Consider the following 14,777-nt stretch of genomic DNA (forward strand, 5'->3'; position numbering starts at 1 on the left):
GACAAGAGTCTTGCCATCAAAGACGGCCCAATCGAGTGTTGCTTTGCTAATGTCGATGCCGATGTAGTAGTGAATGTCCATAAATACGGTTAGTTTTGGTTGTCAGTCAACCGACTTGCCGTTGCTCAAACCCTTGTAATGGGCCGCGAACCCGATTTTCTATCTGAGCCATTGCAAGTCTAACAGAGTGGGGTTCTGAATCCGAGCATAGGTCTTTCTCCCTGGCGGCCCCTTAGGTTACCCCACTCTGGTTGACTACTGGCAAGCTACCAAATCCCGGAATATTACCAGCCCTCAAACCTAAAGGGCGGCCCCGATTCTTAAATAGTTGAGTAACTTTGTAGGGAGTACATACGTAGCTTGAAAAATTATTCTCATGTTAGAGAATCGAAAGTGGGTTATTATTGGTGTTTTTTGCCTGTTGGGGCTGGTCTATCTGGCCCGCCTGTTTTATTTACAAATTCTGGACGATACCTACTCGTTGGGGGCCTCGAAAAACTCCATCAAACGGGTAGTCGAGATTCCGTACCGGGGCCAGATTTATGACCGCAACAACCAGTTGATGGTGTATAACACGCCAGTTTACGACCTGTACGTTACACCAAAACAGGTTCGGATTGCGGATACGGCCTCTTTCTGCCGGTTGATGGCCATCACCCCGTCGGAGTTTGACAGTATAATGGGCCTGGCCAAAAACTTCTCTTCGGTTAAGCCCTCGTTATTTTTACGACAACTGTCCAAGGAAGATTTTGCCCGGATTCAGGACGCGCTGGTGGATTATCATGGATTTGAACCCGTTATCAGTTCCATGCGAACCTACCCGGCCAATACGCTGGCTAACGCGCTCGGATATGTAAGCGAAATTACCCGAAATCAACTGGAAGAACAGGATCTCGTCTACTACCGGCAGGGGGATTACGTCGGGCAAAACGGTCTGGAGAAATACTACGAAGAGCAGCTTCGGGGTAAACGGGGGGTTAAATTTATGATGCAGAACGTGCGGGGCATCAATAAAGGCTCCTGGAAAAATGGGGATTACGACACGCTGGCCGTGTCCGGTAAAAACCTTATTACCACAATTGACGTTGAACTGCAAAAATACGCGGACAGCCTGATGCAGAATAAGGTTGGCGCGGTGCTGGCCATTGAACCATCGACGGGCGAAATTCTGGTTTCGGCTTCAGCCCCCACCTACGACCCCAATATGCTGTCGAGCCGGTCTTTTTCCAAGAGCTACCGTTCGCTGTTACGTAACCCATACAAGCCGCTCATCAACCGCCCCGTAATGGCCAGTTACCGGCCCGGCTCTACTTTTAAGCTGATTCAGGCACTGGTTGCCCAGCAGCAGGGGTCGCTGTCGCCCCACATGGTGTACGGGCACGCGGGTTCGCCCATGCGCTGTCACTGCCGGGGTGGGAATGACCTGCGGGGGGCGGTGCAGTATTCCTGTAATCCTTATTTCTATCAGGTATTCCGGAAGTTCATGTACTTCAATGGGGAGCAAAATACCTTTAAGGCATCGGCCATTGGCCTGCGCGAGTGGCATGACATGGCGGAGAAGTTCGGGATGGGCGACCGGCTGGGTGTCGATTTGCCGAGTGAACGGCGGGGTAATCTACCCACGCCCGAGTACTACAACAAAGCGTACCGGGGTGAATTTCGCTGGAAATTCTCGAACGTGTACTCGCTGAGTATCGGCGAAGGCGAACTGCTGATTACGCCCCTCAAACTGGCTAACCTGGCTGCTACCATTGCTAACCGGGGCTGGTACATTACACCCCACTTCCTCAAAGGATTTGGTAAAGTGGGTGCAGAAATACCGTCTGAGTACACGCAGCATAACGAAACGGGTATCGAATATAAGTATTACCTCCCCGTTATTGACGGGATGCGGGCCGCCGTCGTGCACGGAACGGTCGATCAGCGGGCTAATATTCCGGGTATCGACCTGTGCGGAAAAACCGGTACGGCGCAGAATGCCAAGTTTGGCCACAAATTCGATCACTCCATCTTTATCGGTTTCGCGCCCATGAACAACCCTAAAATAGCCGTTGCCGTGTTTGTTGAGAACGCAGGCTGGGGGGGCGAAGCAGCTGCCTTTGTAGCATCTCTGGTGGCCGAGCGTTACCTCAAAGGAAAAACGGAAGCCCTCAGCCTAGACAAGCGGGTGAAAGCCTCCAGTTTTTATCCGCCATCGTATAGCGCGCCCGCACCAAAACGGTCAATGCCTGCCCCGAAAGACAGTAGTCACAAGCCGCAGGCGCCCAAATCGCTAATTACGGACACCCGGCCAAAATCGGCAACTAGTGTAGCAGTAAGCGGAAACTAGTGGTTTGTTCGTTATTCGTATGATTAGCCATCGATGGCTGGTTTCCCCGTTCCCGAAAACCGACATCGACACGTACAACCTGTAATAAACAATACATTGCCTCGCCGGAACGACCCATTCGCCCAAAACATTGACTGGATTACTGTACTTCTCTATCTATGCTGCATAGGCCTGGGGTGGGTCAATGTGTACGCTGCTGTATATAGCCCCGAAGAGCAGACCAGTTTGTTCGATATGTCGACCAATTCCGGGAAGCAACTGATGTGGATTGGTACAACGGCCATTCTTATTATCTGTATTCTGGTCATCAACCACACGTTTTTCGACACGTTTGCTTTTGTCTTTTACGGGTTTATGCTTCTGATGTTGATTCTGGTGCTGGTCGCCGGCACTAACATCAACGGGTCGCGGTCGTGGTTCAAGTTCGGGGCCGTTTCTATTCAGCCCGCCGAGTTTGCCAAAGTCGCTACTGCACTGGCGCTGGCTAAGTACCTGGATGTACCGGGTATTAACCTCATGAAGCGGAAGGATTTGTTATACGTTGCGGGCATCGTTATCCTTCCCTGTATTCTGATTCTGGCCTCCAACGAAACTGGGTCCACGCTGGTATTTGCCTCCTTTATTATCATGCTGTACCGCGAGGGACTACCCGGCTGGATTCCGGCGGCTGGCATTGCGGCTGCGGGGCTGTTTATCTTCGCCTTGCTATTTCCCAAGCTATACATATTCCTGGGTATAGTGGCCTTGCTGCTGCTGATTGTTCTGCTGATGCCCCGCTATAATCGGTCGATTCCTAACTTACTCGCTTTGGGCGTGCTGGGCATTGGCATGATGGTGTACGTGACGGGGGTCGATTTCTTTGTGAACAGTGTACTGCAAAAGCACCAGCGCAACCGCATTAAAGTATTAGTAGACCCTACTATCGACCCACTTGGCGTGGGCTGGAACGTAACGCAGGCTAAGATTGCTATCGGTTCCGGGCGGCTTCAGGGCAAAGGATTTCTGGAAGGAACCCAAACCAAATTTGACTTCGTGCCGGAGCAGAGCACCGACTTTATTTTCTGCACCATCGGGGAAGAACATGGCTTCATCGGCAGCCTGGTTGTCGTTGTTCTGTTTATCGCCCTGATTTCCCGGATTGTCATTCTGGCCGAAAAACAGCGAACAAAATTCGCCAGGGTTTACGGCTATTGCGTGGCGGGCATCATTTTCTTTCACGTAATGATTAATATCGGGATGACTATCGGCCTGATGCCCGTTATCGGTATTCCGCTGCCTTTTTTCAGCTATGGTGGCTCCTCCCTCTGGTCCTTCTCCATTCTGCTGTTTATTTTCCTCAAACTCGACTCGCGTCGCACGGCCCTTACCCGCCGATAAGCAATCTTGTGGCTAATGCCCCTGGATTCTGACGCCAGATTCCCAAAACTGGCGCGTGTATACGTCCATCCTCAATTAACAAGCGTAACGCCTGCCTGCTGGTAAGCGACCACAAGGGCAGGACTAACCTCGTTGTCGGTGATGAGTACGTCGAACAGGCTCAATGGAGCGAACTTTAGGTATTTGTCCGTTTCTAATTTCGTTGAATCGCAGAGCAGGTACACTTTTTCCGATTGCCGGGCTATTGCCAGCGTCGTGCTGGCTTCCCGTTCGCCGTTGGCACTCAGCCCGCTCTGTAACGAAATGCCATCTACGCCGATAAACGCCCAGTTGGCCCGGTAGCGGGCAATGTGCTCTTCCGCTATCAGTCCATGCAGTGCCTGCCGTTCTTTGTCTACTTCGCCACCCACCAGGTTAATGGACACTTCGGAGTCCATCAGTTCGGCCACTACAGGCAACGAATTGGTAATAACCGTGATGCGTTTGTTCCGAATGAATGGGCAGAGCCGGAACACGGTGCTGCCACAATCCATGAAAATAATGTCGCCTTCCCGAATTTCCTGTGCGGCCCGCTGGCAGATGTAATCTTTCCGCTCTGGATTGGTGGCGGTTTTATTGACAAAACGGTGCTTATCCGTTGCCAGACTAACTTTCATAGCCCCGCCCCGCGTTCGGTAAATCAGCCCCATTGTTGCTAACTGGGCTAAATCGCGCCGGATAGTCATCTCCGAGGTTTGCAACAGGCCAGCCAGTTCACTCACATCAGCAGCCCCTTTCTCCTCAACCGTTTGTACAATAAGTTGCTTTCGCCGTTGGAAATTCATACCTAATGCTGTTCTTTTGTTCAAAACTAAACAAAATAGAACACTTTTAAACAATATGGATGGTTCTCGTGTGCAAATAACGGAGGATAAAATTCTTTCCGATAACTGGTACGTATTGAAACGGTATACGTTCAACTACCTCGGTAAAAATGGGCAGTGGACAACGCAGCAACGTGAAGCGTACGACCGCGGCAACGGTGCCACTATTCTCCTTTACAATCCCGAAGCCGATACGGTAATTCTAACCCGCCAGTTCCGGTTACCTACTTTTGTGAACGGTAACCGCACTGGCGGACCATCCGACGGTATGCTCATCGAAACCTGCGCGGGTTTGTTAGACAATGATGACCCGGAGACGGCTATTCTGCGCGAAACGGAAGAAGAAACTGGCTACAAACTCACAGCCGTGCAGAAAGTAATGGAAGCCTACATGAGTCCGGGTTCAGTAACGGAAAAGCTGTTTTTCTACCTCGCCGAATACACCACCGATACGGAACAAACCGCCGGGGGCGGTATTGATGAAGAAGAAATTGACCGGCTTGAGTTACCCTTCAGCCAGGCACTGGCCATGATGAAAACTGGCGAAATCCAGGACGGCAAAACAATTATGCTGTTGCAGTATCTGCGGTTACAGCAACTTGATAAACAACAGGAACTATGAAGTCTCCAATCGTTCCGGTAGCTGGTCCGTATCGTTTTGATATGAACAGGGAATTAGATTAGATGGGAGGAAGATGGATTTTTCTGAATCCGTAAAGCTCAAGCTTTTTGAGTGGTGTCAGATTTGAGAACCTGATACCACTCAAAAAGATAGCTAAAATAGTCAGCACCCGCTGGATACTGTACTTTCCCCCGTCTCACCTGGTCCAACGAGACCGGTAAGGTTTCATCGAAATACCTACGGTTTGGTTTTGGAACCGGATACGGAGGCCGCTGAATTATCGCCCACCGAAATCATATTGGCAAACAACCGGTAGGCACCCGGCACCCCGGCGGGTAGCTCCCGGAAGAATACCAGACCCGTGTACATGAAATGACCCTTGCCGTATTTGGCATAAAGCAGGCTTCCCTGTTTAGGGGCTTCGCTTTGGTCATGGGCTGAGAAAATGGGTTCGTAGGCTTTATCCCATTCCTGGGCGAAGTAGATGCCCCGTTCCTGAATCCAGCCGGAAAAGTCGGCCTCGGTAATCTTGTTCGGGTAATTGAGTAAACGGCTCTGGGGATTGATAAACGTCATTTGCGCATCTTCTTCCGTTACGCGGTCCCGGTTAATGGTAAACGGATAAGGGCCTAACTGGGGCAGGGGCGGGTCACTCCGCAAAAACGAACTGGCGGGGGTTACGTACTGCACAATCATGGTGCCGCCGTTTTTGACGTACTCCATCAGTTTTGACTGATACCGCGCCAGGCTGGCATCCGTGTTATACGCCCGAACGCCGGTGATGATGGCATCGTAACCCGATAAATTTCCGGCCAGATCAGCCGGGCCAAGCAACGTCACGCGGCTACCCAGTTGCTGAAGGGCGGCCGGTATTTCGTCACCCGCTCCCACAATGTATCCGATATTTTTGGCCGTTACCTTCACATCCAGCTTAACCAGTTTAGCATCGGCGGGCGGGAACAGGGTTTGCGTTGGAATATGATTGTAGGCAATTTCCCGCAGGCCGGTCGTGAAGGTGCCATCGCTGGTGGTCATGACCATCTGAATTTTGCCATCCTGGGCCTGCGCCGTTGGTGTAAGTGTAAACGATACCCGCTGTTCCTCGCCTTTGTTAGTTAGGGAGAAAGGAACCGAAGCGGGTTTGACCTGCCAGCCCGCGGGTACGTCCAGTTTAAGCGTGCCCGACACGTTGGCCCGGCCCGCTTTCAGCACAACGTCGCCCGTTTTTGGTGCATTTGTGGGGAAAATAAAGACCCGTTCGGTCAGGTTGGCCGTCACGTCGGGCTGGATAATGAAAGGACGGTAGGTTTCGCCCTCTACCGGGTCTGTCGACTTATAAACAACCGGAGTAGTGAAGGTAAATGGCTGACCACTGATCTCGATTGTAAAACTGGCCGTTATGGCCGGTGGGTTCTCGGGCAGGCCAATCAACTGTTGGTTATCGACCTGAAAAATGCCCTTGTCAATGGGTTTTTCGAGCCAGTAGGGCTGCGAGATTTTTGCCGTTTTCGGGATGGTGAGTTGGGTGGGTAATACAATTACCTCATTGGGTTTGAGAGCCAGATTCAGCGTAGAATCTTTACCCGTGGAGTAACGGATGCGCACCAATTGAACCGGCGTACTGGCCCGGCTGACAATGTTGGACGTGACTTTAACGGTTTCGCCGGGGGTAACGGCATAGCTGCCCGGATTCGACTCTACCCACAATCCGAGGCATTCCTGAATCAGCGTTTCAATGTCCTTGCGCTTGGCCTTTACGTAAATATTAGTGGTGTCCAGCTTACTGATGGTTTTATATAGCTGCACTAGAGCGGGAATAGACGCGTCCGGCTGGGCGGGCTTAAACGAATTAATGACCTGATTTACTTCCGCCTGAACAGCATCACTGTTTGCCACCCGTTTCCAGCTAAGGTCAATACCATCGAGCGGATCTTTTTCGGCCGGATCACCGGCTTTCAGCAGGAAGTAATCCATTTTAGCGCCCCGGCTGGATGGTGCACCGAAACCCTGACTCTTGTGCTGACTGCGACTTTCGGCCGCAATTTCGCCGTAAGACCGGCCCAGCAGTGGGTTGAACACGCCCGTTTCAACGCCAACCAGGTTACCCGTTTCTTCGGGTTTTTTGTTGCTCAGAAAAGCACCCGGAATGAACATATTCCACATGATGCGTTTGGCCTGCCAGGGTTTGACGTAGGTTAACTGCTCCGGAAATTTAGTGGGGTCGTTGGAGATTTTAAAGGCTTGCTCGGCCAGAAACGCCGATGCACTGTGGTGCCCGTGTCCGGCGCGGGCATCGGGCGGAAAGCGGGTCAGAATAACATCGGGCTGGTATTTGCGAATCATCCAAACCACATCGGCCAGGGCTTTTTCCTGTCCCCAGGTCCGAACCGCTTCATCCGTCGACTTGGAGAAACCGAAATCATAAGCGCGACTGAAAAACTGATCGGGACCATCCACACGCCGGGCAGCCAGCAGTTCCTGCGTTCGGATAATACCGATGTTTTCGCCCTGTTCCGGACCAATCAGATTCTGCCCGCCATCGCCCCGCGTCATGGACAGGTAGCCCGTCCTGACGAGCCGGTCTTTGGCTAAATAGGCCAGCAGCAACGTATTCTCGTCGTCGGGGTGAGCGGCTACGTACAGCACCGATCCGAGGACATTCAGCTTTTTAAGGTTCAGCAGAATCTCGCTGGACGGTGTTGGCTTGATGGGGCCATATGGCACCTGAGCGAAGGTAGTGGCGATGGCTAAACCACCGAGTAGAAAAGCTGGCAGGAGTTTTCTGATAGACACAGGCAGTAAATCAATTTTTGGCTTTGGGACAAATTTACGATAAACACCAGAAAAGGCTACCCTAAATGGGAGTAGCCCTCTAAATAGATTGTGGCGTTTACGGGTAGTAAACGGTTGGGCATAAGCACCAGGTTTCAGGGCTTCGTCAACAGCGCATCGGTACGGTCTGAAATAAAGGCAATCCGGGTGCCATCGGGCGAATAAGCCGGATTGAAATCATTACCGCTATCGTTCGTAAGCTGGGTTAATTTTCCATCAGTCAGGGTTAACTGCCAGAGGTCGTAGTTTATACCCCGGTCGGAGGCAAACAGGATTCGCTTCCCATCCGGCGACCAGCTCGGCTGGCGGTAGTCGCCCAAGGCATCGGTACTGGGACGCACCGCAACTCCCGTGGCTAGCAAAACCCATATCGTGCCTTGTAAGTCAATGGCTATCTGCGATTTATCAGGCGATAACGCAGCTGCCATATTAGTGCCCTCAGTGACGATTACCCAGAGTGAATCAATGGCCGTTGCCCGCGTTCTGGCCACAGGCAGCAGCATTAATGACAGTCCAATTAGTATCAATTTTAGTGCTACTGGCACATTATTTATTGTCATAATGTTAAAGCGAAAAATATTTAGGAAGTAAAATGGCCATTGGTTAGTATTTTATTTTTTTAAATCTGCATAGTAACCGCCATACTTACAAGCACGGAGGTATTTTGCTTTCGATTCTGAATCAATCTCTTCTAAAAAACGTAGTTTTCCTCAAAAAAAGTCAACCTATATGGCTGGCGCGTTGGGTTATGCGTGCTCAGATTCTATCTTTGCGGGCAATTTACCTATTTCAACCAGTCAATAAATCGCATGAACAATAGTCTTTACATCGTCCCTTTTCTGGGTTTGGTGGGCCTGGCAGTAATGATTGCCAAGTTTAGTTGGGTGAACCGGCAGGATGCCGGCGACGCCCGAATGCAGGAGATAGCCGGTTACATTGCCGACGGTGCTATCGCCTTTTTGAAAGCCGAATGGCGGGTTCTTATTGTTTTCGGTATTGTCGTTGCCGCACTGTTATCATTTGCCGGTTCGCAGGTAGAAAGTTCCCATTGGTCCATTGGTATTGCGTTTGCTTTCGGCGCCTTCACCTCCGCTTTTGCTGGGTATATTGGTATGAAAGTAGCTACCAAAGCCAATGTACGTACTGCTCAGGCAGCCCGCACCAGCCTGACCCGTGCTTTGGATGTGTCATTCACGGGCGGTTCGGTAATGGGTATTGGCGTGGCAGGACTCGCGGTACTGGGCCTTAGTCTGTTATTCATCCTGCTCTATAATTATTTTGTTGCCAACACGGGCGGGGCCTTCGGGGACGTAAATGGTGTTCCGATGGAACGTGCGCTCGAAGTGCTGGCTGGTTTCTCCCTCGGAGCAGAATCTATCGCCTTGTTTGCCCGTGTGGCGGGTGGTATCTACACCAAAGCGGCCGATGTAGGGGCTGACCTCGTGGGTAAAGTAGAAGCCGGTATTCCCGAAGATGATCCTCGTAACCCAGCTACTATCGCCGATAACGTGGGTGATAACGTGGGTGATGTGGCCGGTATGGGTGCCGACTTATTTGGTTCATACGTTGCTACGATTCTGGCCACCATGGTACTGGGCCGCGAAATTCGTATTCCTGTCGATGTTAATATCACAGGCCACGCGCCCATCGTGTTACCCGTTCTGATTGCGGGCATGGGGCTGATTTTTTCGATTCTAGCCTGTTACCTGGTTCGGGTAAAAGACGACAACGGTAATGTGCAGGGCGCGTTGAACCTGGGCAACTGGGGATCGATTATTCTAACCCTTATCGCTTCGTACTTTTTGGTTGGTGCCGTATTGCCGGATACAACGATGGAGATTCGGGGCGTCGAGTTTACGCGGATGGATGTGTTCTTCGCCATTGTGACGGGTTTGGTTGTAGGTGCGCTGATGTCTACCATTACCGAATATTACACGGCGATGGGCAAACGCCCGGTAATGAGCATTATCCGGCAATCGGCTACGGGTGCCGCTACCAACATTATCGGGGGGCTGGCAGTGGGTATGGAATCAACCGTACTGCCTATTCTGGTGCTGGCGGCTGGTATTTACACCTCCTACCACTTTGCCGGATTGTACGGCGTTGCTATCTCGGCCGCTGGCATGATGGCTACCACCGCCATGCAGCTGGCCATTGATGCCTTCGGGCCCATTGCCGATAACGCGGGTGGTATTGCCGAAATGAGCTACCTGCCCGAAGAGGTTCGGGGCCGTACCGACATTCTGGATGCGGTAGGAAACACTACGGCGGCTACGGGTAAAGGCTTTGCCATTGCTTCGGCTGCGTTGACCGCCCTGGCGTTATTTGCTGCCTTCGTCGGTATTTCGGGTATTTCGGCCATCGACATTTACAAAGCCGACGTCCTGTCTGGCTTATTTGTGGGAGCCATGATTCCGTTCATCTTCTCGTCGCTGGCCATTGCTGCGGTGGGTCGTGCCGCTATGGCGATGGTGGAGGAAGTTCGTCGTCAGTTTCGCGAAATTCCGGGTATCATGGAAGGGACGGGCAAACCCGAATACGAGAAGTGCGTGGCTATTTCGACGCAGGCTTCCATTCGTGAGATGGTTCTGCCGGGTGCCATTGCCCTGACCGTGCCGGTTATCGTGGGCTTTATCTTCGGACCCGAAGTACTGGGCGGATTGCTGGCGGGTGTAACGGTATCGGGCGTGCTCATGGGTATTTTCATGAACAACGCCGGTGGTGCCTGGGATAATGCCAAGAAGTCGTTCGAGAAAGGCGTGATGATTAACGGTGAGATGTTTTACAAAAAATCAGAGCCACACAAAGCCTCGGTAACGGGCGATACAGTTGGTGATCCATTCAAAGACACCTCCGGCCCGTCCATGAACATCCTGATTAAACTGATGTCGATTGTATCGCTGGTTATTGCTCCTTACATCGCCGTACAGTCGTCCGAAACACCGGGCTATAATCTGGAAGGCAAGGAAGCTGCTGGTACAGAACTGCCACTGGAACAGTCGACAGCGGCAGATGTCAACGGTGTAAGCACACTTAATAACGGCGGTAGAACAGTGGATTTGGGCGAATTTCGTCCCGAAAAGCTGACGAGCGGAGTTGAGTTGAGCATCCCCGACAAGGGCATTGAGCGCAAGCTACTTGCCTTTATCCGAAGCGAAACAGCTGTCGACAATGGATTATGGTTCGATTTCGACCGGTTGACGTTCGATACGGGTAAAGCTACCTTGCAACCGCAATCGCAGGAGCAGTTGAAAAACGTGGCTGAGATTATGAAAGCGTACCCGGCAGTTAACGTGAAGTTGGGCGGCTATACCGACAACACGGGTCCTGCCGAACTCAATCGGAAACTCTCGCAGGACCGGGCCGACTCGGTACTGGCTGAACTGGCAAAAATGGGTGTCGACAAGAGTCGCCTGGAAGCCGAGGGATATGGTGACACCCATCCGGTGGCACCCAACGACACGGAAGAAGGGCGGGCGAAAAACCGCCGGATTTCTATCCGGGTAACGAAAAAATAAAAACTTATCGCCAAAAAGAATCGGGGTGTCGGGTAACTTTCGTAGTTACTCGACACCCCGATTCTTTTTAAAACCTATTCAATCTGTAACGTGGTATAAGCTAGTAGGGTATTCTTATTAACTACCTCATTGCCAGGGTAGGGGCAATTCGTACGAAGTATACGTTTTAGGGTTAGCTGCACCTGTCCACAACAGCTACCTACAGGCTACTTAAAGCAATGTTAAAGGCACTCAAACCTCTTAAACGGGGCAGCCTCACCAGATGCTATCCAGTGAGGCTGCCAATAATAAAAATCGTTGAGTAAATCGGGAGATATTCTAGGTTGTCTTGAATGATGACTTATTGGCATCAACCTCGTTTTTGGCATCATCGGCAAGTTCATCGATTGCGTCGTTGTACTGCTCCTTTTTCTGCCCATATTGGTCTTTAAATTGCTCTTTACCTTTATTTAAGGCTGTTTGTGCCTGATCTTTCAGTTGATCATACTGCTCCTTTGCCTTGTCGGTGTATTGGTTAACCTGCGTTTTTGCCTGTTCCAGACCGTCTTTAACCTGCACTACGCCCTTCTCCCACTGGCCTTTCAGATCGCCCGTGCGCTTGCTGGCTTCTTCGGTTAGCTTATCGCGTGTCTCTTTTCCACTACGTGGGGCGGTCAAAATTCCAATTACAACTCCTGTAATAATGCCTGTAAGAAAATCTCTTGTGCTTCTCATAATTATGTCTGTTTTAGGTAAGTCCAAATCTGGTGATACAACAATTTATTTTTTAACTTTTTTCTTAGCCTGGCTAACCAAATCCTGTGTTTTTTCGGTAGTTGAATCAACATAGTCGTTGTACTGCTCCTTTATACTTTCGAGGCCATTTTGTAGTTGGTCCTGAAGGTCTTTGAAGAACGAATCCGACTCCGAGGAAATACGTTTGCGGGTCTTCTTGCCGCTTTCGGGGGCCATTAATATACCTACTACAGCTCCGAGTGCTAATCCAACTAAAATTCCTGGTAGTGACTTCATGGTTTTTTACTTTTGTGAATACCTAATCGCTTAAATATACCTTGCTCAGTAGAAAATACTGTACCATTTATTTAAAAAAATACGTAACTGGCTGTCCTATAACTTCTTATCTTGTGCGCTTCCTCTTTGTCAACACCCCTAAACTGAGGATTATTCTCTACAATCACGTCCACGTTTTACGCAACATCACTGGATTGAAAGGAGGTTGTTGGAAGGGGAAGCGTTTTAATTACGGCTATATACCGAAACTACTTATACATGAAAATCCCCGCGCTCAAACTGGCGCAGGGATTATGTACCCACCGTAACTTGTACTTAACCTAAAATATCTTTTCACGGACTAAGCCGTTCCTACTAGCCTTTCACTAATTATGGTAATCGTACAAAAAGAGCGTAAGTGCTTTGTACGGGACTAACCATAACCTGCAATTAATGGTAACCAGTAGCTAAAAAAATAGTGTACTGGATTCACTACTGCTGTACCACTAACACCCAGAATATTCAGAAACCGTAGTACAACTAGAGCAACCGGTCTGCAAATGGTTCCTTTCGTTGTACCTGTTGAGTAAATCAGAAATCAGCTATTTCGCGATTAAGATCAATAAACTAACTAGAAAAAGTTATGCCAATGTTTTTTAAAACGTGTTTTCCTATACTACAACCCTATGTAGTTGCTTGTAAATGAGGAATAAGTTAGGTTTTAGTAATCTATCTGGTTGAAGACCGAAAGGAACGTAAGTGGGTATAAGTGTAGATGAATTTCTACATACGTAGAATAAGCGGGGAAAAAGGACCCGTTATATTCCTGAGTGAACAACCCATTTTGAGAAGCCCTCTAAATAAGTTAGTAGTTATAAAGTCCTCTGCAATCTGTTATTGTGCATTAATAAGTAGGGTTGGTTAAGAATCGAGTCACGGAGTTACGTTTCGGCACATATTTTACTATGTACATCATAGGTAGGATGACCAAAAAGTGAAAGCCGTGATAAGTACATCAATAAGAAATAGCGTGGAAAAAAAATATGGACCTCTCCTCAATGCCTCGTCAAAACGGGTTTTGATCGTTGATGATGAAACAGATATATGTTTGTTACTGTCAGGATTGCTCCGACGCTTAGGGTATCAGCCCACCTGCGCTCATTTCATCGAAGAAGGTCGACAGTGCCTGAATACACAGCAATTCAGTGCCGTTTTTCTGGATTTAAATTTGCCCGATGGACTGGGTTTTGACCTACTGCCCGTCATAAAGGAAGACCAGGTGGCAGCCAGAGTTATTATGATTAGTGCGTTCGATGGGCAGGCCGAGCGCCGAAGGGCTACCGAACAGGGCGCCGATTATTTTATTGGTAAACCATTCACCCGGCGTTCCGTCGAGATGGCTTTGCAAACCATTCTGGATTGAGTAACTTTGTTCATACGGCTGAGGCAGTTTATTCGTTTTTTATTGAGCGATAGAAACTGCTTGGATATGATCAAAGTCTCTTCATGGAAAAAATTCTGATTATTGACGATAATAACGATATATGCCTGTTGCTGGAGCGTTTTCTGAGCAAACAGGGGTATAAAACTGTATCGGTACAGCGTGGTGATGATGGTCTGGTTCTATTGCGGAAAGAAGCGTTTGAGTTAGTAATATGTGATTTCAAACTCCCCGATATAAATGGCCTGGAGATGCTGCGCCGGATTAAGGTGATGCACCCCTCCACGGCCGTTATCATTATTACCGGATACTCCGACGTTCGGATGGCGGTGCAGACGGTTAAACATGGTGCTTACGACTACGTAACCAAACCGCTCTATCCCGACGAAATACTATACACCATAAAGGCCGCCCTCGAACGTCGCTCACAGTCGTTGAACCAGGGTAAGGATACCGCGGGCGCTGCCAAAGGGCATCCAGCCAGGTCACCGGCTGGTAAAGCCGCATTAACATCCGATCAATGGTTCGTCAATTTTAGAAGAGTAAAAAGGCGTGTTAGTTTTGGGTCTCTAACCTCCAAAGCCTAACAACGCCTTTATGCAAAGACTTGCCTTGCTAACTACAATAGTAGCCAGCTTACCTGATTTGACCAAGCCTCGTCGCCAATTTGTTACCCACATACTCATGCTTTTTCTCAGTGTTCGTCACCGGATCAATTTTCTACAACTGGCTCGCCACAGTGATCAGTATGCTGAAAACACCATGCGGCTGCACTTCGAAGAGTACCTAGACTTCGCTTCGATGA

11 protein-coding genes are annotated in these 14,777 nt (G+C 49.8%); 6 read left to right on the forward strand and 5 right to left on the reverse strand.

Going from position 1 to position 14,777, the window contains the following annotated elements:
* Nucleotides 1-376 precede the first annotated feature (376 nt).
* On the forward strand, nt 377-2,329 hold the full coding sequence (locus tag B156_RS0123285; protein ID WP_018622206.1) for a peptidoglycan D,D-transpeptidase FtsI family protein: 1,953 nt from the start codon (nt 377-379) through the stop codon (nt 2,327-2,329).
* Nucleotides 2,330-2,425: 96 nt separating this feature from the next.
* Nucleotides 2,426-3,706: a rod shape-determining protein RodA gene (rodA, locus tag B156_RS0123290; protein ID WP_026261000.1), complete on the forward strand. Its 1,281-nt coding sequence runs from the start codon at nt 2,426-2,428 to the stop codon at nt 3,704-3,706.
* Nucleotides 3,707-3,777: 71 nt separating this feature from the next.
* Here rodA and B156_RS0123295 read toward each other — a convergent pair whose 3' ends face one another.
* Complete coding sequence (locus tag B156_RS0123295; RefSeq protein ID WP_018622208.1) at nt 3,778-4,530, reverse strand: DeoR/GlpR family DNA-binding transcription regulator; 753 nt, start codon at nt 4,528-4,530, stop codon at nt 3,778-3,780.
* A gap of 55 nt (nt 4,531-4,585) precedes the next feature.
* On the opposite strand from B156_RS0123295, the gene nudK reads away from it, so the two are divergent.
* On the forward strand, nt 4,586-5,191 hold the full coding sequence (gene nudK / locus B156_RS0123300) for a GDP-mannose pyrophosphatase NudK (RefSeq protein WP_018622209.1): 606 nt from the start codon (nt 4,586-4,588) through the stop codon (nt 5,189-5,191).
* A gap of 237 nt (nt 5,192-5,428) precedes the next feature.
* Here nudK and B156_RS0123305 read toward each other — a convergent pair whose 3' ends face one another.
* Nucleotides 5,429-7,984 carry a PIG-L family deacetylase gene (locus B156_RS0123305; protein ID WP_018622210.1) on the reverse strand — a complete coding sequence of 852 codons (2,556 nt, stop codon included), beginning with the start codon at nt 7,982-7,984 and terminating at the stop codon, nt 5,429-5,431.
* 134 nt (nt 7,985-8,118) lie between these two features.
* Complete coding sequence (locus B156_RS0123310; protein ID WP_245563807.1) at nt 8,119-8,583, reverse strand: TolB family protein; 465 nt, start codon at nt 8,581-8,583, stop codon at nt 8,119-8,121.
* 249 nt (nt 8,584-8,832) lie between these two features.
* On the opposite strand from B156_RS0123310, the gene B156_RS0123315 reads away from it, so the two are divergent.
* Nucleotides 8,833-11,541: a sodium-translocating pyrophosphatase gene (locus tag B156_RS0123315; RefSeq protein ID WP_018622212.1), complete on the forward strand. Its 2,709-nt coding sequence runs from the start codon at nt 8,833-8,835 to the stop codon at nt 11,539-11,541.
* Nucleotides 11,542-11,859: 318 nt separating this feature from the next.
* Here the strand turns inward: B156_RS0123315 and B156_RS0123320 are convergent, their stop codons facing one another.
* Entirely contained in the window at nt 11,860-12,255 is a 396-nt protein-coding gene (locus B156_RS0123320) for a YtxH domain-containing protein (protein ID WP_018622213.1), read from the reverse strand.
* A gap of 45 nt (nt 12,256-12,300) precedes the next feature.
* On the reverse strand, nt 12,301-12,552 hold the full coding sequence (locus tag B156_RS0123325) for a YtxH domain-containing protein (RefSeq protein WP_026261001.1): 252 nt from the start codon (nt 12,550-12,552) through the stop codon (nt 12,301-12,303).
* 1,009 nt (nt 12,553-13,561) lie between these two features.
* On the opposite strand from B156_RS0123325, the gene B156_RS0123330 reads away from it, so the two are divergent.
* Both B156_RS0123330 and B156_RS29755 read left to right on the forward strand, forming a co-directional pair.
* Nucleotides 13,562-13,954, forward strand: a complete 393-nt coding sequence (locus B156_RS0123330; protein WP_018622215.1) for a response regulator — start codon at nt 13,562-13,564, stop codon at nt 13,952-13,954.
* Nucleotides 13,955-14,037: 83 nt separating this feature from the next.
* Nucleotides 14,038-14,559, forward strand: a complete 522-nt coding sequence (locus B156_RS29755; protein WP_018622216.1) for a response regulator — start codon at nt 14,038-14,040, stop codon at nt 14,557-14,559.
* The last annotated feature ends 218 nt before the right edge of the window (nt 14,560-14,777 follow it).

Origin of the sequence: Spirosoma luteum DSM 19990 (assembly GCF_000374065.1) — a bacterium.
GTDB classification, from domain to species: Bacteria; Bacteroidota; Bacteroidia; order Cytophagales; family Spirosomataceae; genus Spirosoma; species Spirosoma luteum.